Genomic DNA, 20238 nt, shown 5'->3' on the forward strand with positions numbered 1-20238 from the left:
AGGATAAAAATGAAAGCGATATCTAAGATATTTCTTATACTTACTGCCTGTGTGAGCTTTATGTTTGCAGGCGTTGCCGAAAATTCATACGAATTTCGGGCAAAAACTCTCAAAGATCTTGATATAGATCTAAACTTTATTAAAACTTCATACTATCAAAATATGAAAAAAAGCATACAGACAAATCAAATAAAAGCTTTTTCAAATATAATTAAACAAGGATATAGTTATATCCCAAATCTAAAAGCAACTATTAAAGAGATAGGAGTTCCAGACTCTATACTTTATCTAGCGATGATAGAGTCAGGTTTTTCAAATCATGTGGTCTCAAGCGCAAAGGCTGTTGGTATGTGGCAATTTATGGAAAAAACAGCTCGTATCCATGGATTAAAGATAGATAAATATGTCGATGAGCGCCGTGATCCGATAGCTTCGACCAAAGCCGCTTCGACATATTTAAAGGATCTTAAGGGGCAGTTTGGCAAGTGGTATCTGGCACTTATGGCGTATAACTGTGGCGAAGGTAGGATGCGAAAGGGTATAAAGATGGCTGGCACAGATGATCTTGCTACATTACTTAATCCCAACAAAAACTATCTACCAGCAGAGACTAGAAATTTTATTATTAAAATTTTAAGAGCATCGTTTATCGCAAAAGATTCTGAATTTTTAATGTCAAAAGATGCAAAGCTTCTTAGATCAAGCGGTGGATTAAAACTTGCAAAAGTTGAAGTACCAGGAGGCACAACACTTATGCAAGTAGGTGATAGTATAGGTATAGGTGTTGCTAAGCTAAAAAACGATAATGCACATTTAAATTTTGTATTTACTCCACCAACTGTTAAAAAGTACTATATATATATACCAGAGACAAAAACTGAGCTTTTTGCCCAAAATTTTAAGCCCTTTACTGGCAAAAACAACTTTTATACCTATACTGTTAAAAAGGGCGATACACTTCTTGGCATAGCTAAAAAAGAGGGGGTAAGCCATAGGGCTATAAAAGACTATAACGAGCTAAAAACAAATAAAGTTGCTATAAATCAAAAGATAATAATCCCTAGCTCAAGTAAAAATAAATTTCAAACTTACACAGTTCAAAATGGCGATACTTTGGCTATCTTGTCAAAGAAATTTAATGTTGAGCATAAAGACTTAGCGGACGCAAATTCTCTTGCAATGTCAAGTGTATTAACGGTTGGAGATAATATTGTCATACCTTAAAATTTTATATTTTTTTCTAATAGCAGTATTTGTAAGTGGTTGTTCTTGGGGTGGTGCTCCGTTTGCTCCTAGTGGTCCAACTAAAGTAAAGCCAAACAGCTCTCCAGCTATAACAAAAGCAACCATGAGACCATATACCATAAATGGTAAAACCTACTATCCTACTGTTGTAAATGTTGGCGATAAGGCAAGCGGAATAGCAAGCTGGTACGGACCAAATTTTCATGGCAAAAAGACATCAAATGGCGAAATTTATAACATGCATAACATGACTGCCGCACATAAAACTCTACCTATGAATACGATAGTAAAAGTAACAAATTTAAACAACAACAAAACTGCTGTCGTTCGTATAAATGACCGTGGTCCATTTGTTGCAAACCGCGTTATAGATCTTTCAAAAGCCGCCGCCACTCAGCTTGGTGTGATTGGTCCAGGTACTGCACCAGTTGCTATGGAGGTTATAGGTTTTGCTGGTGATGTAACGGCTGCTAGCTTTAAACAACCAATCACTAGTGCATCAAATGGTCAAATTTTTAGACCACAACAAGGTTCAGGCTCTCAAAGTGGTAACATAGCTCAAGGCTCACAAAGTTATGTTGGCGGTGATTTTATGGTCCAAATCGGAGCATTTAAAAATCAAAATGGCGCAAACAGCTATAAAAAAGAGCATGAAAGTATCATGGGTTATAAAAGTACTGTAAAGTCGATGATTGATGATAATGGCGTTATGATGTATCGTGTATTTTTAACTGGCTTTAGGAGTGAAGATGAGGCTAGAGACTTTGCAAGAAGTGGTAAATTTAGCGGTGCTTTCATAGTTAGGAACTAGGATGAAAATTTTAAACAGAAAAACAAAAGAGACCGATATAAGCGCTGAGCTAGAAATTTATGGTAGTGGGATAGCACAGATTTCAACTGGCATAGGCTTTTTTGACCATATGCTTGAAGCACTAACAAAACACTCGTTGATTGACTTAAAACTTGTATGCAAGGGTGATTTAGAGGTTGATTTTCACCATAGTGTTGAGGATGTCGGCATAGTTATCGGCACCCTTTTAAAAGAGACCATCTATCCAGTTCATGGGGTTGAGAGATTTGGAGATAGTGTTGTCGTGATGGATGAATCAGCAGTAAGCTGTGCCCTTGATCTAGGCAATAGAGCGTTTTTAATATATGAAAATTTTAGCCAAACTGGTAAAGTCGGAGAGTTTGATGTAGAGTTGATTGAGGAGTTTTTTCGTGCAGTTGCCTTTAATGCAAACATAACTTTGCATCTTAGCAAAGTTCGTGGCAAAAATACTCATCATATCATCGAAGCTACATTTAAAGCCTTTGCGCTAGCCTTAAGAAGGGCTCTTAAAGAAAATTTACGCATAAATACACCAAGTACAAAGGGTGTTTTATGATAGAGATAATATTTTTAGATATTGATGGCTGCATGACTGATGGTAAGATAGTTTATGGTGTGAATGGCGAGCTTTTAAAGGCTTTTGATGTGAAAGATGGGTATGCTATCGAGAGTTGGCTAAAGCTTGGTAAGAAGGTTGCTATAATTACAGGTAGAAGCTCTGAGATAGTTGAGCGGCGCGCGGAAGATCTTAAAATAACGCATGTCTATCAAGGCGTGCATGATAAATTCGAAGTTGCAAAAGAGATACTAAAATTTGAAGGTTTAAGTTTTGAAAATGCCGCAGCCATAGGCGATGATTATAATGACTATAAAATTTTAAATGCTGTTGCTATGAGCTTTAAGCCAAAAGATGCGATAAAAGAGCTTGATGTTGATATTAAGCTAAAGCACAAGGGCGGCGCTGGAGCGGTGCGCGAAATGATCGAGATTATAATCAAAAAAGAAGATCTCTTTGATGAGTGGTCGAAGCGTTGGTTATAAAAATTTTCTACTTTGTTGTAGCTATTTTTAGCGTGACTTTGGTATTTTTGTTTTCGTCTGACCCATATTTTGCAGAGCAGTTTAAACAAGATCTTAGAGTTTCAAATATGCAAGCAAACGAGGTTATAGACTATGAAGTAAATGCTACAAATGTTATTGCCATATATGAAGCAGACGAGATAAATCGATATAGCAATAAAGATGAAGCTCTAAAATTTCGTTCAACATCTTTACGCTCAGATCAGACTCATTTTTTAAGTTCAGACAAGGCGATTTTAGAGAAAAATTTAATTAAATTTCAAAAAAATGCAAAATATGAAAACAATGAAAGTATGAAATTTCTCTCTCAAGAGATAATTTATGATACAAAAAGTAAAATTTTAAGCTCAGAAGTGCCCTTTGAGATGTTTCATGGCGTGGATAGAGCTATTGGCAAAAGCGTAGTTTATAATACGCAAAATAAACAAATGCAAGCTAAGGAGATAAAAGCGTGGGTCAAGCATCAAAAGTAGCCTTATTCGTGGCACTTGCTTTGCTTTGTGTAAAAGCAGAACAAATTGAGATAAGTGCAGATAGTTTTTTTGCAGATGAAAATAAGCAAGTTACAGAATTTAAGGGTAATGTTTATATAAAAAAGGGTAGTTATGATGAGTTAAGAGCTACAAAAGTTGATGTACATTTTGATAAAAATCGACAGCCTATAAAATACATAGCTACAGGAAATGCAAAGTTTAAAATTTTCATGCGCGAAAAACACTATGAAGGAAACGGCGAGGTGCTAACATATGAGCCAGCACAGCAGCTTTATACTCTTACAACAAATGCTTTTTTGCACGAGATAGATACCGATAAAAGAGTTTATGGTGAAAAAATTGTTGTTAATCAATCAACTGGCACATACAATGTAAATAGTGGCGAAAAAAAGCCAGTAAAATTTATCTTTCAGATAGAAGATAAGGGTGATAAAAAGTGATTAGAGCAGTAAGTGCTAAATTTATAACATCAGCACCTAGGATTAAAGAAGCGCCTGAATTTGGTATTAGTGAAGTTGTGTTTTTGGGTCGCTCAAATGTTGGTAAAAGTAGCCTTATAAACGCACTTACAAACCATAATTCACTAGCCAAGAGCTCATCTACTCCGGGTAAAACACAGCTTATAAATTTCTTTGAAGTTGGTTTTAAAAATGATGAGAACGATGAAAAATTTAATATTTTATTTGTCGATTTACCTGGCTTTGGGTACGCAAAGGTCGCAAAAAGCATGCACTATGAGTGGAAGCGAAATTTGGATGAATTTTTAAAAGCACGCACGAGTATTAAACTTTTTGTACATCTTATAGACGCTAGACATTTTAACCTTAATATAGACGCAGATGTGAGCGAATATCTAAAAAGCTTTGTTCGTGCCGATCAGATGATTATAAATTTATACACAAAAGCAGATAAGCTCAATCAAAGTGAGCGCTCAGCTTTGCTAAAATTTGATCCAAGTGGAATGCTAGTTTCTACTTTAAATAAAAAGGGTATCGATAAGGCATTAGAGCGGATAGTAAGCACAACTTTGGGACTTTCAAACACTTTTTAAAATATGCGACGAAACAGCTCTGACTTGCAAATTATAGGCTATGCGCTAGGAGTGCTAGCTCTTTTTGTCTACGAGATAGCTACGACAATTTTTATATTTTTGCCACCGCTAATAGGGCTATTTTTTACATATATGGTGCTAGAGTATGCAAGATGGCAAAAGAGCTATACAGAGCTTGGTTTTGGCTGGTATCTAAGTATAGCTTTCTTGCTTTTTGCTGAGCAGGTTAATGGCTTTTATCTTTTTTCAAGCATCGTGGCATTTTTTGTCTTTTTTTATTTTATGGTGGATTGGCTTTTTGCTACATTAAAACACCGAAAATTTTTGCTTGTTATCTTTGTAAGTGCTGGATATTTAGGTACTTATGGAGTTAGTAATCTTATAAACTATATGCTAAATTTACCATCTATGTATCTTAGTTATGAGTATGTTGCTTTTATTGTGGTTGAGTCTTTTTTGGCATTTGTATTTTTGCGTGAGCGTGTGACATGAGACTTCGTATCGTCTATGCTATCATCCTTGCTTTTTGGATAATGTTGCTTACTAGAATATATCATTTAAGCGTAAATTCAAATGAGTATTATGAAAGTATTGCTGAACAAAATGTTATAAAAACTCACTATATCGCACCTACGCGGGGTATAGTTTTTGATACTAAAAGTCGCCCTCTTGCAGTAAATAGGCTTGGTTTTTCTATTGCTATAAAGCCGCACCTTAGCTCAAAAGCAAATGTTAAAATTTTAGAGAGCGAGCTTGAGCATATAACGCAGATTTTTACTGATTTAAACGCAACAAAGTTAAAACGAGAGTATGTAAAAAATGATTCACCTTACAATCAAGAGTTTATCAGTGTTGTTGAATTTATAGAGTATGACGCATTTATACCTCACTTTTCAGCACTTAGCTTAAGACCAAATTTGCAAATCATCCCAGCTAGTAAGCGCCACTACCCCTATGGAAAGCTCGCTTCGCATATCATAGGCTATGTGGGTAGGGCAAACCAGCAAGATATACAAAATGATCCGCTTACAAAGCTTACAAACTATACTGGTAGAAGCGGTATTGAGCGTTATTATAACTCTATTTTGCAAGGGGTTGAAGGTTTTAAAAAGACAAAGGTAAATGCTTTAAACGAAGAGATACAAAACCTTGGCATAACCAAACCAAGTAGCAAAAACATACGATTAAGTCTTGACCTTGAGGTACAAGAATTTCTTGAAGAGGTGTTTGGAAAAGATGCTGGAAGTGTCATAGTCATGAGTCTAAAAGATGGCGCTATTATAGGAGCTGGAAGCTTTCCAGAGTATGATTTAAATCAGTTTGTTACGGGCATTTCACAAGAAAAATGGAACGAGCTTATAAACGATATAGATCATCCTTTTACAAATAAACTAGTAAACGGACTTTATCCGCCTGGTTCAGTTGTTAAGATGGGTATGGGGCTTGCCTTTTTAAATAACGGCATGAGCCGTAATGATGGGTTTCATTGCTCAGGATCTTACGAGCTTGGTGGTCGTAAATTTAGGTGCTGGAATGTTTATGGACATGGCTTTGTAAATTTAAACTCAGCCATTAGAGAGAGTTGTGATGATTATTTTTATAAAGCTAGTCAAAAGATAGGCATAGACGCCATAGCTCCGATACTAGAACGCTATGGTTTTGGAGTGCCAACTGGTGTTGATTTGCCAAATGAGTTTATAGGTATCATGCCAAGTCGTGAGTGGAAGATGCGAAAATACGGCAAACCATGGTATCAAGGAGAAACTCTGATCACTTCCATAGGTCAAGGAAATTTCTTAGTTACCCCTATGCAAGTAGCTAGGCATACTGCGATGATAGCAACAGGACTAAATGTAGTCCCACACTTTTTAGAGAGCATTGATAATGAGCCAGTTGATTTTACGCCAAAAGATGATGTATTTACACCGTTTGAAAAATTGCAGTTGCCTTATATTAGAAATGCAATGTATGAGGTTGCGCATCATCAAAAAGGAACCGCTAGCAAACACTTTACTGGCGCAAAGATGAATATCGCTGCAAAAACTGGCACCGCGCAAGTTGTTGGTATCTCCCAAAGTGAAAAAAAGCGTATGCGTGAAGAAGACATGGCGTATTTGCAGCGCTCTCATGCTTGGCTTACGACATATGCACCTTATGAGGATCCACAGTTTGTGGTTACGATGATTATTGAGCATGGTGGGCACGGGGGAAGTGCTGCAGGACCAAAAGTTACACAAATTTATAACAAACTTCTAGAAATGGGCTACATTAATATGCAAAACATAAGCCAAAAAAAGGGCAAAAAGTAGCTTAAATTTCATCCATTGTGCGGACGATAAGACTTTTAGGTAGGTTAAATTTTGCTATCATCTCCTCCTCTTTTTCTCTCATTTCTCCGCTATCAACTTCATGATCATATCCTAAGACATGAAGTAAACCATGGATAAAAAGCAGCGCTATCTCTTCATCTTTTTTATGTCCAAGCTCATCCGCTTTTTGCTGGGCTATGTCGTGATTTATCACGATACATCCAAGTGGTGCATGCAGCATAAACTCAAATGGAAAGCTTAGCACATCAGTTGTTTTGTCTATCTTGCGATGTTCTTTGTTTATCTGCTTCATTTGCTTACTATCAACAAAGCTAAGCTCTACATCGCCTTTTGTTAAAAACTCGCAAATTTGGTCTAAAATTTTAGGATAATCTTCTTCGCAAAGTATCATTTTTTGTGCTTTCTTATAAAAAATTTTGTATAATTTTAGCCAAAATTTATTATTTGCGGATAAAAAGGAATAAAATGGCTAAAAAAGCAGTTTGCATAATGAGCGGAGGCATGGATAGTGCTTTGTGTGCGAAGCTGGCGCAAGATGCAGGATATGAGATCGTAGCGCTTCACTTTGACTACAACCAGCGGACTATGGCGCGAGAAAAGCGAGCGTTTGATGAAATTTGTGATTTTTTGGGTGTGAAAAATCGTCTAAGCTTAGATGTAAGTTTTATCGCAAATATTGGTGGTAATGCGCTTACGGATACAAGCTTGCAAATTCGTAAAGATGGCGTAAGGGCTGATATCCCAAACACTTATGTGCCATTTAGAAATGGAATTTTTATCTCGATCGCAGCAGCACTTGCCGAAAAAGAGGGCGCTGAGGCGATATACATCGGCGTTGTAGAGGAGGACAGCAGTGGCTATCCAGACTGCTCGGATGTGTTTGTAGAAAGTATAAACAGGGCGATTAATTTAGGCACTTCGCCAAATTTTAATACCAAAATCATAACGCCACTTGTTTCGTTAAACAAGGCTCAAATCGTAGAAAAGTCACTTGAAGTCGCCTCTCCAATCCATCTTACATGGAGCTGTTATGAAAGCAATGATGAGGCGTGTGGGCTTTGTGATAGCTGTCGCTTAAGACTGCGTGGTTTTGAGCTAGCTGGCACAAAAGATAGGATAAGATATAAGGTCTAGCTCTTTACCTTTGGGCAAAATGAGCATTTTTATCAAAGTCATGACTTTGTGCCTTTACGCTTGTCACTTAGCGGGCGTAAAATTTAATCTTGGCTCTTTTGTTTTGATAAAAACTCAACCAAACTTTGCCAGATAAACTCAGGATCTATGAAAAGCCAAATTTGTTTAGGTTTGGATTTGTCATGATTGTTGGCATGAATTTACTGTTTTGCTCGGCTTAATAGCGTATATGTATATACTCATTTGTAAGACTTTTACCAAAATTTTAGCTGTTTTTAATAGCTTATTTGTATAGCGATCTGTTAGTAATTTTATTTTGTGAGTAGATAAAAGTTTGAAATTTCAGTGGTTTTATATTTAGCCATGAAAACGGCTCTTTTTGCTTGACAAGACAAGATTAAGGTTAGCGTAAGTGTGGCGGATGATTTAAAGCTGTAAAACAAATACTATTCTAAATTTAAATTCCACGACTTCATTTTGTGTGCGTTTACAATAAAGCTAATGTCTGGGTATTTCTTTCATAAACTAGTCGCTCATCGATGCCATACTTAATCACCGTATGATCATAAAAATCTTTAAATTTACTGATGATTTTTACTAATGTTATATATCTTTTTCTTTGCTAAATTCAGCATACTTTGATGTTATGAGTTGTTTTTGTTCATCTGTTATAAGTTTTGAGTTTAGGGCGTCATTTATGATCTCGTGAGCCTTTGAATTTAGCATATCTAAATTTTTAATCGAGCTATTTAAAAGCCCTGAAAGTAGGTCATCTGCTTTATCTTGTGTGCTGTTTTTTATTGCACTTGAAAGAGCCTTTGGGTTTACTGATGAGTTTGACATGAGCGAGCTTATCATCTTTGCATTTTCGCCTTTACCAAGAACGCTTGAGAAATCGCCTTCATTTGCTGCGTTGCTATCGTACTTTAGCAAAAAGTCTAAAAAGCTACCCTCGCCATCTTTTTGCGATGCTTTGTACATATTGTAGCTTGCGCTTGCTGCTGGATCGATCCTAAAAAGATAGTCTTTATCTTGCATGTTTTTCCTTATAAATTTTAGTAATTACAAGCAATAAATGTTCCATATTTTTTAATATTTATTATCAATTTAATATTAATCTTGATATTAATCAACAAAAAAATTTCAAAAAAATATTAAAATACAATTTTAATTTTATTTCAAGGAAAAAAGATGGAAAAAGAACTTCAAATGTTTTGTCATCAATGCGAGATGAGCGCACCAGATGGATGTGGCGCAAAAGGTCAGCCGATGGGCACCTGTGGCAAGGATGCCACTCTTGCGCGCCTTCAAGATACTATGGTTTTTGGTTTAAAGGGGCTTAGTGCGTATCGACACCACGCAGAAGAGCTTGGCGCAGATACGAGCAATGTTGATCGCGTGATGGCTGATACGCTTTATTTTACGCTTACAAACTCAAATTTTAACTTTGATGAGCATATCAAACAGCTTATGGCAGTTGGTTCGGCTGGCGTTGAGTGTATGAACTTACTTAGCGAGGCACACACAGCTAAATTTGGCGTGCCAACGCCAGTGAAAGTTAGCCAAAACAAGGTTGAAGGCAAAGCAATACTGGTTAGTGGGCACAACCTGCACGCGCTTGATCTGCTACTAAAGGCTACCGAAGGCAAGGGCATAAACATCTATACTCACTCAGAGATGCTTCCAGCGCACGGATACCCAGAGTTACGCAAGTATCCGCATCTAAAGGGCAATGTCGGCAAAGCATGGTTTGACCAAACTAAGTTATTTAACGAATTTAAAGGCGCGATACTTATGACTACAAACTGTATCGTTCCGTTAAAATCAAACTGCACATACTCAGACCGCCTTTTTGGCTACTCGATAGCTGGCACAAACGGAGTTACGCATATTGAAAATGATGACTTTACTCCACTTATAGAGTGCGCGCTAAAATGTGGCGATGTTGATGGTTTTAGCGCTGATGATACGCTTGTAACAGGTGCGCACTATAAGACCATCCTAAGCCTTGCGCCACAAATTTTAGATGCTATAAACACAGGCAAAATTCGCCGATTTTTCGTTATCGCTGGCTGTGACGCTCCGGGCAAAGACCGCGAATATTATCGCGAGCTTGCGCTTGCGTTGCCTCAAGACTGCGTGATCTTAACGTCAAGTTGCGGCAAATTCCGCTTTAACGACATCGACTTTGGTGTGGTACCGGGCACGCAGATTCCGCGCTACCTTGATCTTGGTCAGTGCAACGACTCAAATGGCGCTGTTAAGATAGCAATCGCGCTTAGTGAAGCCACAGGTATCGCTATAAACGACCTGCCAGTTTCGATCGTGCTTATGTGGATGGAGCAAAAGGCGGTCATTATCCTGCTTGCGCTATTTAGTCTTGGTGTGAAAAATATAAATGTTGGACCAAGTGTTCCAAAATTCTTTAACGAAGAGATTACGAATTTCTTGGTTGAGAATTTTAACCTACGCCTAATAAGCGGTGATGCAAAAGCTGATATGAAATTTTTCTTAGGTGAGGGTAAAGATCCAAACAAAGTAAGCGTGTAAGCCTAAAATTCCGCACAAGAAAAGTTTTTGTGCGGAAAAATTAAAAATCAAATAGTGAAATTTGCGCTTCGCTTTCTTGTAAGGCGTTTAAAATTTCACTTTTTGTGCCAAAAACTAGGGCATAGCGAAAATTTCTAAGCTCTTTTATCTGGGTTAAATCATCGATATATATTGCATCTGTGATTTTAAAATCAGCACTTTTTGGTATGCAAAATTTTATCTCATTTTTATCAAAATGCTTTTGTAAAAAAGCTAGTTCAACCTTAAAAAGCTCTTCATCGCTTTCGGATATTATAGCCCTAAAAGTAGAGCCAAAATTTGTTGGCTTGAAGTTTTTATCGATAAATATCGGCTCAAAATGTCCTAAATTTTTAGTATCATTAACTCTAAAAGTTATGTCATTTTGCCTTAAAAATTTTAATAATCCACAAAAAGTTGGCAAAAATACCCTTGGAACTCCTAAATTTTGATAGAAAATATCATCACAAATAACATTTGAAAAAAATATCGAGCTTGGGTTTATTGGGCTAACTTTTGTGTCGCTAAAGACTTGGTCATAAAATGGTGCTATGCGCTCAAGTGCTCTTGTGTTTGAGCTAAAAAAGTACTCACCAGAGTTTGCACGCAAAATTTTATAAAAAAGCTCAGATATATTTTCGCTCATTATATTTGCATTTTTAGTAAGACTAAGACGCGATAATATCGCCATTTGCACAGGATTTACATAAAAAAATCTTATCCCTTTTTGGCTAGCTTCATATCGCATTAGACGAAGCAAAGATGAGCGCAGATCATCGACTTTGATATAGGCTACTTCGCTATCTAAAATTTGTATCTCTTTGCTTGATATTATAGCATATGCGCCATTTTTTATAGCTAGCATAAGCTCTGTATCATCAGTTTCATCGGCGATAAAAGCAAATCCTTGCTTTATGCGTTTTGCCTCAAATGCAAAGCCGTAAATTTCAGATACGGTCGGACGGTTAAGTAGTGCGCCCTTTAAAAGCCTTGTAAGGTCGATAATGCGCATTTTATCCTACGACCGCTCCATTTGCGACCTTTGCGTGTGTGCCAAGAAGCGTGAGTGAGCCATCGCTAGCACTTAGTATCATGCCTTCGCTGACATATTTTTTCATCATAGTTCGAGGCTTTAGGTTTGCCAGCACGCAAATTTGCTGTCCGATAAGAGTGGCTGGATCGTAGTATTTTGCGATACCAGAAAGAATTTGTCTAGGTTTTTTTTCACCAAGATCTATGATAAATTTTAACAATTTATCGCTACCTTCGATCTTTTCGCATTCAAGTACCGTGCCTACTTTAATCACAATCTTTGCAAAGTCATCGATACTTATAGTTTCATCATTGCTTGTTTTTTGCTCTTGTTTTTCTTGTGTTTGGCTTACTTTAGCCATTAACTCGCCCTCTATTCGCGGAAATAGCGGCTCGGTAGGCTTAGTTATACAGTCTAAAATTTCATCATTTTGCACTATTTTTTCATAATTTGTGGTTGAAATTTCAAAACCAAGAGTATTTGCTATCTTGGCGCATGTTTTTGGCATGGCTGGACTTAAAAGTATGGCTACTTTTGCTAATAAATTTGCGCAAAGTGCCACAAGCGCGTTAGCTTTATCGGTTTCTCCAGCTTTTATCATGGCCCAAGGCTCGTACTTTGCTATAGAGGCATTTGCTAAAAATACAACCTTCCACAGCTCCTCCAAATAGCGATTTGTGGCAAAATTTTCTAGATTTTCAACTGCATTTTTTAGATAAATTTTTGCCTCATCTAGCTCATTTTGGTAAAATTTAGCTATATTTTCTGAGTTTATCCTAAAATCACTATATTTTGAGCTCATGCCAACTATTCGGCTTAGTAAATTTCCAAGTCCATTTCCAAGCTCTGAGTTTATGCGCTCTATTAGGGCTTTTTGGCTAAAGTCTCCATCTTGCCCAAACGGAACTTCTCTAAGCAAGAAGTATCTAAAATTTTCAAGTCCGTAAGCATTTGCAACTTCGCGAGGATCAACTACATTGCCCTTGCTTTTGCTCATTTTTTCTCCATCTCGAGTCCACCAGCCATGCGCTGCTACATGCTTTGGAAGTGGCAATCCAAGACTTAGTAAAAATGCTGGCCAGTAGATAGCATGAAAGCGTAAAATATCCTTGCCAACGATGTGTGTTGTATTTTGCCAATAAGACATGTTTTTTTCATCTCTTGTGTACCCAAGAGTTGTTAGGTAGTTTAAAAGTGCGTCAAGCCATACATACATCACATGTTTTGCATCATTTGCTGATGCTGGCAGTTTTACGCCCCAATCAAAGCTTGTGCGTGTGATAGAAAGATCTTTTAGACCGCTCTTTACAAAGCTTATTACTTCGTTTTTTTTGCCTTTTGGCATTATACACTGCTCATTTTGTTCATACCATTTTAGTAGCGCGTCTTGATATTTTGATAGAGCAAAAAAGTAGCTTTCTTCTTTTACTATGCTAGTTTTGCGACCACAATCAGGGCAGCACTCTTCATTTACTAGCTGTGTTTGAGTAAAAAATGTTTCACAGCTAACACAATAAAAGCCTTCGTATTCACCTTTATAAATATCGCCATTTGCTTGCATTTTTTCAAAAGCATTTTGAACAGTTAGTTTATGCTCTTTATTAGTTGTTCGGATAAAATGATCATAACTTATCTCAAATTCATCCCAAAGTTTGCGAAATTTCGCACTTATCTCGTCCGCATATGCTTGAGGTGTTTTGTTTCGTTGCTGTGCTGCTTGTTCTATCTTTTGACCATGCTCATCTGTTCCAGTCATGAAAAATGTATCTTGTCCTCTAAGCCTAGCAAAGCGCGCCATTGTATCTGCGATTATAGTAGTGTAAGCATGTCCTATATGTGGGACATCATTTACATAGTAAATAGGCGTTGTTATATAAGTTTTTTCTCTCATTTTTTTCCTTTTAAAAGTCAAATCCACCATCATCGCTGTCGCTTTTTGACATTGATTTATAGGCGCTATCAACATACTCTTGTCGAATTTTACAGCTAAAAAACTCATCGCATTTCATACAGCTGGCAAGACCTTTTTTGCTTTGACACTCAAGTAGGCTTTGTGAGCTTTGAGTAAGCGCTATATCAAATCTATCTGGCATGCTATTTTGCTCTGACATTAGGCTTTTCCGTAGAATTCGTGAAGTAAATTTAGCTCAAATTTTGAGCCAAAAAAGCAAGGCGTGCTTTGGTGTGTTTTTTCTATCGTTATGTCAAATAGTGTTGAGCTTTTGCCATTACTTGTCGCGCCACCAGCATTTTCATAGATAAATGCAAATGGAAGTACCTCAAACAGCACTCTAAGCTTGCCGTTTGGATGATCGGTGGTGTCTGGATAGCTAAAAAGTCCGCCACCTTTAAGTAAAATTTGATGAAGATCCGCAACCATCGCACCAGAGTAGCGAAGTCTATAGCCTTGCATAAAAAGCTCTCTTACAAATTCTTGATGAGTCTTGCTCCAGCCACTTTGTGTCGCGCCAGTTGCATTTAGTTTGCCTTTTTCTTTTAGCGAAAGTTCTTTTATAAATGCAAATTCGCCTAATCTGTTTAGCCTATATAGTTTTGGTAGTGTGTCATTTTTATCGGCTATAACAAGCTCTAGGCGCGGCCCATAGACACTGTAGGCTGCAGCGATTAAATTTTGCGGCTTTAGCTCATTTTCATAAATGGCAAATATCGATCCCACCGCAAAATTTACATCAACAAGACTCGAGCCATCAAGAGGATCGTAGGCAACAATGAGATTTGCCTCATCATTTATACAAAGCTCTTCGTCCTTTTCTTCGCTCACAAGTGCTTTTACACACTCAAGCTCTTTAAATTTTTCTGTAATAATCTCATCGCTTAAAACATCTAGTTTTAGCTGTGTGTCGCCAGTGGCATTTTCGTGCGATGTATAGCCAAGATCGGTGTATTTTATCTCTTCACTGATGCGTTTGCTGACATCTTTTATAGCATCAAAAATTTGTTCCAAGTCTCTCATTTTACAACCTTTGCATTTTTTATTATCCATTCGCAAATGGCATCAATGTCGTCTAAATTTATATGTGGCAAGCCATAGTCTTTGTGCGTTTCGTAGCTTGCAATAGCATTTGAAAATGCTAGATACTCTTCATTTATGCTGTCTTTAAATACACTTATGCGTGGCAAAGGCAAAGTCTTAAGCCCTTCAACTATAAGTAGGTCAAATTCGCCAAGCATAGCGATAACTTCGTCAAGCTCAGATTTTGTTTTGCTAAAATATGTAGTTCTTGTTGGACTAAGCACCACTACATCAGCGCCAGCTTCGCTAAATTTAAAGCTATCTTTGCCAGCAACATCAAAGCGAGCCTTGTCGCCTGGGTCATGCTTGATAACGACGCATTTTAATCCTTGTGCTATAAATTTATCTAAAACCTTTAAAATCGTTGTTGTCTTTCCGCTATTTGACGGACCAGAAAAAGCGATGGCTAGCTGTTTCAATTTTTGCCTTTTGCTTGATTTTGGGCAGATTATAGCCAAATTTGCCTTTAGAATTTATGAGTGATTAAAAAATAAATTAAAAAAGAAATGCTAAAATACATATAAAATTAAAGGTAAAATATGAAAAAATTTCTAATATTTCTTGCTATTTTAGCATTTATACAAGGCTGTTCTAATAAAAAAGTCATCGTACATGAACCCCTAAAAAACGAGCTTTTAGCTTACACAAGTAAAGATGAGATAATAGATAAAAATGGCAATACTTTAATCACTGCAACTTACTTAAACCCAATATACCAAAGCAAAGTCGCCATAAAAAATGAGGAGAAATTTTTAGTTGCTATAAATCCAAAAGAACATGAGATAAATCCACAAACTATCGCACTAAATGGCGATACAAATGGCACAAGAGCTAGAGTTTTGGAGCAAGATGATGAGCTTTTAAAACTTACAGGATTTAACATGCCTTGGGGCATTTATTATGAAATTTCAGCCCCAAGTAAAGAGACGGATAACCTAAATCTTAGTTTCGAAATTTATCCGTCAAAGAAGGTTTCGTTAGACTTTCTAAAAGTGTCGAAATCTTTATATTGGTACCCATAAGCGAGTTATAGATCACAAAATTTGACAGCACCTTTTTGCCGTAGTTTCTAGTCTCTGTCACTGGTACTAGCTCAATAGATAAAAACGGTTCGTACTCTGTATCTTTAAACATATCGTCGCGAGTTATAAGTCTTTTTGTAAAGCCGATACCGCCGTTGTATGCATAGGCTATAAAGAGTGGATGGTAAAGAAATTTCTCAAGATAATCAAGATGATGATTTGCAAAACGATATGCTACATCTTGCTTAAACATATCATCTTGGTCAAAATTTTCTATTTTTAGCTCTTTTTTTCCAATAGCATTTGCTAAAAATGGCATAAATTGCATAGTTCCAAGCGCATAAGATGTTGAGATGACTGCTGGTATAAAAAGACTTTCTTGGCGTGCAAGAGCGTATATGAGCGACTTTCTTTGCACGCTTAGACCTTCAAGCTCACTATTTTGTGGCATTAAAAAATACTGATGTTCCCAGCCACTAGCTTTTTGCATAAAGTAAGCATAGGCGCCAAGACTATCGTTTGCATAAAAGCGTTTTGCATGCTCTCTTGCTTGTTCTGGACTCATAGTTTTTGCTAGCTCTGCTTGCTCTTGCCATAAAAATGGATCTGTAAGGTCAAAATTTTCTACATATTTTTTCGTTGGTTTTGGTACTATAACCTCGATAGGTTGGCTATTTTGTATAAAATCTCTAGCATAAAGTGAGTACATATTTGCATCTTTGCTTTGCGCTAGCTCGTTTAAAAATTTATCATCATTTGTCAAAAGATAAAGCCAATGGGTGGCATTATCGCGTTGCCATGCCCTGTCAAAACTAGCCTTTGCCCGCTCAAAAAACTTTTGCGCTATACTTTTTTCGCCTAGAGTTACAGCATTTAAAGCAAGAAAAAAGGCGTCATTTTGGCTTGTTATTTCTGGTGTAATGTTTAGGAAATTTTTTCTAAATTCATTAAAATTTCGCCCCATAACAAGATTGTTTAAAAGTTGAGAAAAGCCTTTTTCGTTATAAAGGGCATTAAAGAAATTTTGACCAAAATTTTCGGTAAAAAATTTATCTTTTTCTGCATTGCTACTTGAATTAAAAAAAGCTAAAAACTGCGCAGTTTGCATATTTTTAGCAAATTCTTTGGCTGGATTTTTAGTATTTAGAGTAAGTAAAATTTTTGCCTTTTGTGGATGAGTTTTTTCTAGTTTTTTTGCTAAATTTTCTCTAGTTTGTGAGCTTAGTTTTTTGCTAAAAGCTATCGTTGTTAGAGAATTTTGGCAGCTTGTGCTTGCTTGAAGTATATTTTTTTCATTTATTTTTGCGCAAGGGTTTGGTGTGGATATTGGTGGAACAACTTTATTTATGCTTTTTGTGACAAGACCTGACTTTCTAAAGATATCTTTTGAGAGGTTTTTTACCTGCTCTTTTGTGTAGTCACCTTCATTTATAAGCCGGTGTATGTAGTAGTCTTTTGCGAGTCCTTTTGGTTTGTCTTTTAGCTCTTCATAGCTTAAAACATGTGCCTCTAAAAAACAAACTAGCCCAAGGCTTACACTAAATAGACGCAGCAACATTTATAAGTAGCCTTACAAGAAATAAATCTATAAATTTTAACGCTAAGATGATGATGATGGGCGCTAGATCTATCCCACCAAAAACTGTTGGTATAAAGCGTCTAACAAAACTATAAGCTGGCTCAGTTAGTCTGTAAAGAAGTTGAACTACTTGGTTTGACGGATCGGGTCTAACCCAACTTACGATAGCTGCGATGATAATCACCCAGGTGTAAATTTCTATAACAGTATGTAAAATGCTAGCAACTGCGCTTAAAAATGTTGAAAATATCATCTAATAATCTCCTTAATATCGGCTTTTATCAGCGGATAAAGCTCGCCAAGCTCTGGTCCCTTAAAGTCGCCCGTTATGGCATAACGAAGTGGCATGAAAAAGCTTTTGCCTTTTAGGCTTGTGGCATTCATGAATTCTGTTTTAAACTCATCGTAAGTTTCGCACTCTTTTAGAGTTTTTGCCGCGTTTTTTATAGCCTCAAACTCGTTAGCAAATTCACTTGGTGCAGATTTGGGTGTATAGATTTTTTCTATTTTTTCTTTTATTTGTGGCAAAAGCGAGCTTTCTTGGGTATAAAAGCGAGCTAAATTTGCAAATTTTTTATCAACCCCTAATAGCTCGCTAAGTCGCTCATCGCTAGCAAGTTTGATGTGCTCTCGGTTAATATGCTCTAGCTTGGCTATGTCAAATTTTGCTGGAGAACGCGATATTTTGCTAATATCAAACCACTGTGCAGCCTTTTTGATGGTAAAAATTTCAACAGGCGTTTTATTGCCAAGAAGTATGAGATAGTTTGCTATAGCTTCAGGCATAAATCCTGTTTCAAGCATCCATTTTACGCTACTTGCATTATCTCTTTTGCTCATTTTTTTGCCATCGCCGTTTAAGATGATTGGCAAGTGAGCATAACGCATCGTGCCTGTGTAACCAAGCCCTTCGCGGATGAGGTCTTGTTTTGGTGTATTGCTAACATGATCTTCACCGCGTATTACAAAACTCACACCCTCAAGCATATCATCAACAGCACAAGCAAAGTTATATGTAGGTGTTTTATCTGCTCTCATAATAACAAAGCTATCAACAGCGTCTGGCTCAAAACTTAATTCTCCTTTTATCGCATCGGTAAAACTCATCGTATGTGCCGGCTTTTTCATGCGTATGACAAATGGTTTTTCACATGCCAAAACTTCATCATCGCTCATATTCTCACAAGTACCATCATATCTGTATGCTACGCCATTTTCTTTTGCTTTTTGTTTTTTGCCATCTAGTTCATCTTCTGTGCAAAAGCAGGCAAATGCCTTTTTGTCTATGAGTAGCTTGCTTGCTAGTTGGCGGTGGAATTTTAGATTTTTACTTTGGATATAAATTTGCTTTGCAACGATGCCAAATTTTGCTAAAATTTCTACTATTTCTTTCTCTTTTCCATCTATATTTCGCTCACTATCAGTGTCTTCTATACGCAAAATAAACCCACTCTTATCTTGTAATGAGCAGATATAGTTAAAGATGGCAGCTCGTAAATTTCCGATGTGCATGTCACCCGTTGGTGAGGGTGCAAAACGATACATTTTAAAGATCCTTTAGTTATTTTTAGGGCTAGATTATAACACTTTGATGATAAATTTAAAGTTAGATTTTTTAATTTATATATTGTAAAGCATATTTTAAGTAACATTTCGGATTTTAATTTTTAATCAGGGGAGTAAAATGAGTTTTATTAGTGAATTTAAAGATTTTGCCATGAAGGGTAATGTTGTTGATATGGCAGTTGGTGTTGTTATCGGCGGAGCATTTGGAAAGATAGTTTCTTCACTCGTTGCTGATGTTATTATGCCAATAGTCGGTGTTTTAACGGGCGGTGTAAATTTTACAGATCTAAAATTTACGCTAAAAGAAGCTGTTGGCGAGGTTCCAGCAGTGACTATAAACTACGGTAGTTTTATCCAAACAGCAGTTGATTTTATCATCATCGCATTTTGTATTTTTTGCGTTATTAAAGCACTAAATTCACTTAAAAAGAAAGAGGAGCCAGCTCCTGAAGCGCCAGCTGAAACTCCAGCAGATATCGCACTCTTAACTGAGATAAGAGATCTTCTTAAAAAATAATTTTACTCTCATGCAGGGGAATTTGCCCCCTGCGCTTGATTCAATATTTACTAAAAGTTGCTAAAATATCCTACTTTAAGAATGAGTTTGTAGGAGAAATTTGTGCTTAAAAAGATACCTATTTTTAAAACACTAAGCCCAGAAAAGCTAAGAGAGCTTGAGGAGATTGTGGTAACAAAAAGCTATAAAAAAGGTGAGTTTTTGTTCCTTGAAGGTGAAGAGCCAAAGTGGCTTATATACTTGCTTTCAGGCTCTGTTAAGCTTTATAAAACGACACCAAATGGAAAGGAAATTTTCCTTCATCAGCTGCCTCCTATGAATTTTGTTGCTGAAGTTGTAAATTTTGAAAATATCACATATCCAGCAAGTGCCGTGTTTGTCATCTCTGGGGAGGTAGTAAAGATAAATTATGAAAAATTTCATAGTAAATTTATGACAGACCCAGAAATTTGCATGGCTATAATACGCTCAATGTCCGAAAAACTTCGTATTACAAGTAACCTTTTGCACCAAGAGCTTATACTAAGCTCAGAAGCCAAAGTAGCGCAGTTTATCCTTTCGCATGAAGATGTATTTAATGAGCTAAAACACACTAAAATAGCTTCTATTTTAAACATTACGCCAGAGACTTTTTCAAGAATTTTAAACAAATTTAAGGCTCAAAATTTGGTAAAACTTGATGAGAAAAACCAAATTTCTGAAAAAAATGTTGAGCTTTTAGAAGCTATTTGTTCTTAAAATATCAATAATAAC

Annotated in this window: 24 protein-coding genes; 14 read left to right on the forward strand and 10 right to left on the reverse strand. The window is 36.7% G+C overall.

Going from position 1 to position 20238, the window contains the following annotated elements; genetic code table 11:
• The first annotated feature begins 9 nt into the window (after positions 1 to 9).
• From U5B17_RS01175 to mrdA, 9 genes are read left to right on the forward strand one after another with little or no spacing between them, the layout of a single operon-like run.
• Positions 10 to 1224, forward strand: coding sequence for a lytic transglycosylase domain-containing protein (locus U5B17_RS01175; protein WP_430803536.1), 1215 nt, complete (start codon positions 10 to 12; stop codon positions 1222 to 1224).
• Positions 1211 to 2056, forward strand: coding sequence for a septal ring lytic transglycosylase RlpA family protein (locus tag U5B17_RS01180; protein WP_430803537.1), 846 nt, complete (start codon positions 1211 to 1213; stop codon positions 2054 to 2056). The genes U5B17_RS01175 and U5B17_RS01180 overlap by 14 nt, the downstream gene beginning before the upstream one ends.
• 1 nt (position 2057) lies before the next feature.
• A complete protein-coding gene (gene hisB / locus U5B17_RS01185) occupies positions 2058 to 2633 on the forward strand; it encodes an imidazoleglycerol-phosphate dehydratase HisB (RefSeq protein WP_430803538.1) in 576 nt (191 codons plus the stop codon).
• Positions 2630 to 3118: a KdsC family phosphatase gene (locus U5B17_RS01190; protein ID WP_430803539.1), complete on the forward strand. Its 489-nt coding sequence runs from the start codon at positions 2630 to 2632 to the stop codon at positions 3116 to 3118. Before hisB ends, U5B17_RS01190 begins: the two co-directional genes overlap by 4 nt.
• Complete coding sequence (locus U5B17_RS01195; RefSeq protein WP_430803540.1) at positions 3097 to 3630, forward strand: LptA/OstA family protein; 534 nt, start codon at positions 3097 to 3099, stop codon at positions 3628 to 3630. Before U5B17_RS01190 ends, U5B17_RS01195 begins: the two co-directional genes overlap by 22 nt.
• Positions 3609 to 4091 carry a lipopolysaccharide transport periplasmic protein LptA gene (gene lptA, locus U5B17_RS01200; RefSeq protein WP_430803541.1) on the forward strand — a complete coding sequence of 161 codons (483 nt, stop codon included), beginning with the start codon at positions 3609 to 3611 and terminating at the stop codon, positions 4089 to 4091. The genes U5B17_RS01195 and lptA overlap by 22 nt, the downstream gene beginning before the upstream one ends.
• Positions 4088 to 4702 (forward strand): ribosome biogenesis GTP-binding protein YihA/YsxC, encoded by a 615-nt coding sequence (yihA, locus tag U5B17_RS01205; RefSeq protein WP_430803542.1) that lies wholly within the window; start codon positions 4088 to 4090, stop codon positions 4700 to 4702. Before lptA ends, yihA begins: the two co-directional genes overlap by 4 nt.
• A 3-nt stretch (positions 4703 to 4705) precedes the next feature.
• The gene (locus U5B17_RS01210; RefSeq protein WP_430803543.1) at positions 4706 to 5194 is read left to right on the forward strand and encodes a hypothetical protein; all 489 of its coding nucleotides are present in this window, start codon (positions 4706 to 4708) and stop codon (positions 5192 to 5194) included.
• Entirely contained in the window at positions 5191 to 7011 is a 1821-nt protein-coding gene (mrdA, locus tag U5B17_RS01215) for a penicillin-binding protein 2 (RefSeq protein WP_430803544.1), read from the forward strand. Before U5B17_RS01210 ends, mrdA begins: the two co-directional genes overlap by 4 nt.
• A gap of 1 nt (position 7012) precedes the next feature.
• Here the strand turns inward: mrdA and ybeY are convergent, their stop codons facing one another.
• Complete coding sequence (gene ybeY, locus U5B17_RS01220; protein ID WP_430803545.1) at positions 7013 to 7423, reverse strand: rRNA maturation RNase YbeY; 411 nt, start codon at positions 7421 to 7423, stop codon at positions 7013 to 7015.
• A gap of 74 nt (positions 7424 to 7497) precedes the next feature.
• Between ybeY and queC the strand changes: the two genes are divergently transcribed.
• Positions 7498 to 8166, forward strand: coding sequence for a 7-cyano-7-deazaguanine synthase QueC (gene queC / locus U5B17_RS01225; protein ID WP_430803546.1), 669 nt, complete (start codon positions 7498 to 7500; stop codon positions 8164 to 8166).
• A gap of 603 nt (positions 8167 to 8769) precedes the next feature.
• Here queC and U5B17_RS01230 read toward each other — a convergent pair.
• A complete protein-coding gene (locus U5B17_RS01230; RefSeq protein WP_430803547.1) occupies positions 8770 to 9204 on the reverse strand; it encodes a hypothetical protein in 435 nt (144 codons plus the stop codon).
• Between the two features lie 153 nt (positions 9205 to 9357).
• Here U5B17_RS01230 and hcp point away from each other — a divergent pair, with 153 nt between their 5' ends.
• Entirely contained in the window at positions 9358 to 10716 is a 1359-nt protein-coding gene (gene hcp, locus U5B17_RS01235) for a hydroxylamine reductase (RefSeq protein ID WP_430803548.1), read from the forward strand.
• A 40-nt stretch (positions 10717 to 10756) separates the two neighbouring features.
• On the opposite strand, the gene U5B17_RS01240 is transcribed toward hcp, so the two are convergent.
• The 5 genes from U5B17_RS01240 to mobB are packed head-to-tail and all read right to left on the reverse strand — an operon-like array spanning position 10757 to position 15220.
• Positions 10757 to 11746, reverse strand: coding sequence for a ferrochelatase (locus U5B17_RS01240; RefSeq protein WP_430803549.1), 990 nt, complete (start codon positions 11744 to 11746; stop codon positions 10757 to 10759).
• Between the two features lies 1 nt (position 11747).
• Complete coding sequence (gene metG / locus U5B17_RS01245; RefSeq protein WP_430803550.1) at positions 11748 to 13658, reverse strand: methionine--tRNA ligase; 1911 nt, start codon at positions 13656 to 13658, stop codon at positions 11748 to 11750.
• Positions 13659 to 13668: 10 nt separating this feature from the next.
• The gene (locus U5B17_RS01250) at positions 13669 to 13878 is read right to left on the reverse strand and encodes a hypothetical protein (RefSeq protein WP_430803551.1); all 210 of its coding nucleotides are present in this window, start codon (positions 13876 to 13878) and stop codon (positions 13669 to 13671) included.
• Positions 13878 to 14741, reverse strand: a complete 864-nt coding sequence (locus tag U5B17_RS01255; protein WP_430803552.1) for a class 1 fructose-bisphosphatase — start codon at positions 14739 to 14741, stop codon at positions 13878 to 13880. Before U5B17_RS01255 ends, U5B17_RS01250 begins: the two co-directional genes overlap by 1 nt.
• Positions 14738 to 15220 (reverse strand): molybdopterin-guanine dinucleotide biosynthesis protein B, encoded by a 483-nt coding sequence (gene mobB / locus U5B17_RS01260; RefSeq protein WP_430803553.1) that lies wholly within the window; start codon positions 15218 to 15220, stop codon positions 14738 to 14740. The genes U5B17_RS01255 and mobB overlap by 4 nt, the downstream gene beginning before the upstream one ends.
• Before the next feature lie 120 nt (positions 15221 to 15340).
• On the opposite strand from mobB, the gene U5B17_RS01265 reads away from it, so the two are divergent.
• Positions 15341 to 15823 (forward strand): hypothetical protein, encoded by a 483-nt coding sequence (locus U5B17_RS01265; protein WP_430803554.1) that lies wholly within the window; start codon positions 15341 to 15343, stop codon positions 15821 to 15823.
• Here the strand turns inward: U5B17_RS01265 and U5B17_RS01270 are convergent.
• From U5B17_RS01270 to gltX, 3 genes are read right to left on the reverse strand one after another with little or no spacing between them, the layout of a single operon-like run.
• Entirely contained in the window at positions 15744 to 17381 is a 1638-nt protein-coding gene (locus tag U5B17_RS01270) for a lytic transglycosylase domain-containing protein (protein ID WP_430803555.1), read from the reverse strand. The two genes, U5B17_RS01265 and U5B17_RS01270, sit on opposite strands and share 80 nt — an antisense overlap.
• On the reverse strand, positions 17362 to 17655 hold the full coding sequence (locus U5B17_RS01275) for a YggT family protein (protein WP_230056086.1): 294 nt from the start codon (positions 17653 to 17655) through the stop codon (positions 17362 to 17364). The genes U5B17_RS01270 and U5B17_RS01275 overlap by 20 nt, the downstream gene beginning before the upstream one ends.
• A complete protein-coding gene (gene gltX, locus U5B17_RS01280) occupies positions 17652 to 18947 on the reverse strand; it encodes a glutamate--tRNA ligase (protein ID WP_430803556.1) in 1296 nt (431 codons plus the stop codon). Before gltX ends, U5B17_RS01275 begins: the two co-directional genes overlap by 4 nt.
• Positions 18948 to 19086: 139 nt before the next feature.
• Here gltX and mscL point away from each other — a divergent pair, with 139 nt between their 5' ends.
• Entirely contained in the window at positions 19087 to 19485 is a 399-nt protein-coding gene (gene mscL / locus U5B17_RS01285; protein ID WP_430803557.1) for a large-conductance mechanosensitive channel protein MscL, read from the forward strand.
• Positions 19486 to 19587: 102 nt separating this feature from the next.
• Complete coding sequence (locus tag U5B17_RS01290; RefSeq protein ID WP_430803558.1) at positions 19588 to 20223, forward strand: Crp/Fnr family transcriptional regulator; 636 nt, start codon at positions 19588 to 19590, stop codon at positions 20221 to 20223.
• Positions 20224 to 20238: the final 15 nt, after the last annotated feature.

The organism is Campylobacter australis (genome assembly GCF_050586305.1).
GTDB lineage: Bacteria > Campylobacterota > Campylobacteria > Campylobacterales > Campylobacteraceae > Campylobacter_A.

Bases quoted from the DNA above. Each gene is read 5' to 3' on its own strand.
- U5B17_RS01175 (WP_430803536.1), top strand. From the start codon at position 10: ATGAAAGCGATATCTAAGATATTTCTTATACTTACTGCCTGTGTGAGC.
- hisB (WP_430803538.1), top strand. From the start codon at position 2,058: ATGAAAATTTTAAACAGAAAAACAAAAGAGACCGATATAAGCGCTGAG.
- U5B17_RS01190 (WP_430803539.1), top strand. From the start codon at position 2,630: ATGATAGAGATAATATTTTTAGATATTGATGGCTGCATGACTGATGGT.
- U5B17_RS01210 (WP_430803543.1), top strand. From the start codon at position 4,706: ATGCGACGAAACAGCTCTGACTTGCAAATTATAGGCTATGCGCTAGGA.
- mrdA (WP_430803544.1), top strand. From the start codon at position 5,191: ATGAGACTTCGTATCGTCTATGCTATCATCCTTGCTTTTTGGATAATG.
- ybeY (WP_430803545.1), bottom strand. From the start codon at position 7,423: ATGATACTTTGCGAAGAAGATTATCCTAAAATTTTAGACCAAATTTGC.
- queC (WP_430803546.1), top strand. From the start codon at position 7,498: ATGGCTAAAAAAGCAGTTTGCATAATGAGCGGAGGCATGGATAGTGCT.
- U5B17_RS01230 (WP_430803547.1), bottom strand. From the start codon at position 9,204: ATGCAAGATAAAGACTATCTTTTTAGGATCGATCCAGCAGCAAGCGCA.
- hcp (WP_430803548.1), top strand. From the start codon at position 9,358: ATGGAAAAAGAACTTCAAATGTTTTGTCATCAATGCGAGATGAGCGCA.
- U5B17_RS01240 (WP_430803549.1), bottom strand. From the start codon at position 11,746: ATGCGCATTATCGACCTTACAAGGCTTTTAAAGGGCGCACTACTTAAC.
- metG (WP_430803550.1), bottom strand. From the start codon at position 13,658: ATGAGAGAAAAAACTTATATAACAACGCCTATTTACTATGTAAATGAT.
- U5B17_RS01250 (WP_430803551.1), bottom strand. From the start codon at position 13,878: ATGTCAGAGCAAAATAGCATGCCAGATAGATTTGATATAGCGCTTACT.
- U5B17_RS01255 (WP_430803552.1), bottom strand. From the start codon at position 14,741: ATGAGAGACTTGGAACAAATTTTTGATGCTATAAAAGATGTCAGCAAA.
- U5B17_RS01265 (WP_430803554.1), top strand. From the start codon at position 15,341: ATGAAAAAATTTCTAATATTTCTTGCTATTTTAGCATTTATACAAGGC.
- U5B17_RS01270 (WP_430803555.1), bottom strand. From the start codon at position 17,381: ATGTTGCTGCGTCTATTTAGTGTAAGCCTTGGGCTAGTTTGTTTTTTA.
- U5B17_RS01275 (WP_230056086.1), bottom strand. From the start codon at position 17,655: ATGATATTTTCAACATTTTTAAGCGCAGTTGCTAGCATTTTACATACT.
- gltX (WP_430803556.1), bottom strand. From the start codon at position 18,947: ATGTATCGTTTTGCACCCTCACCAACGGGTGACATGCACATCGGAAAT.
- mscL (WP_430803557.1), top strand. From the start codon at position 19,087: ATGAGTTTTATTAGTGAATTTAAAGATTTTGCCATGAAGGGTAATGTT.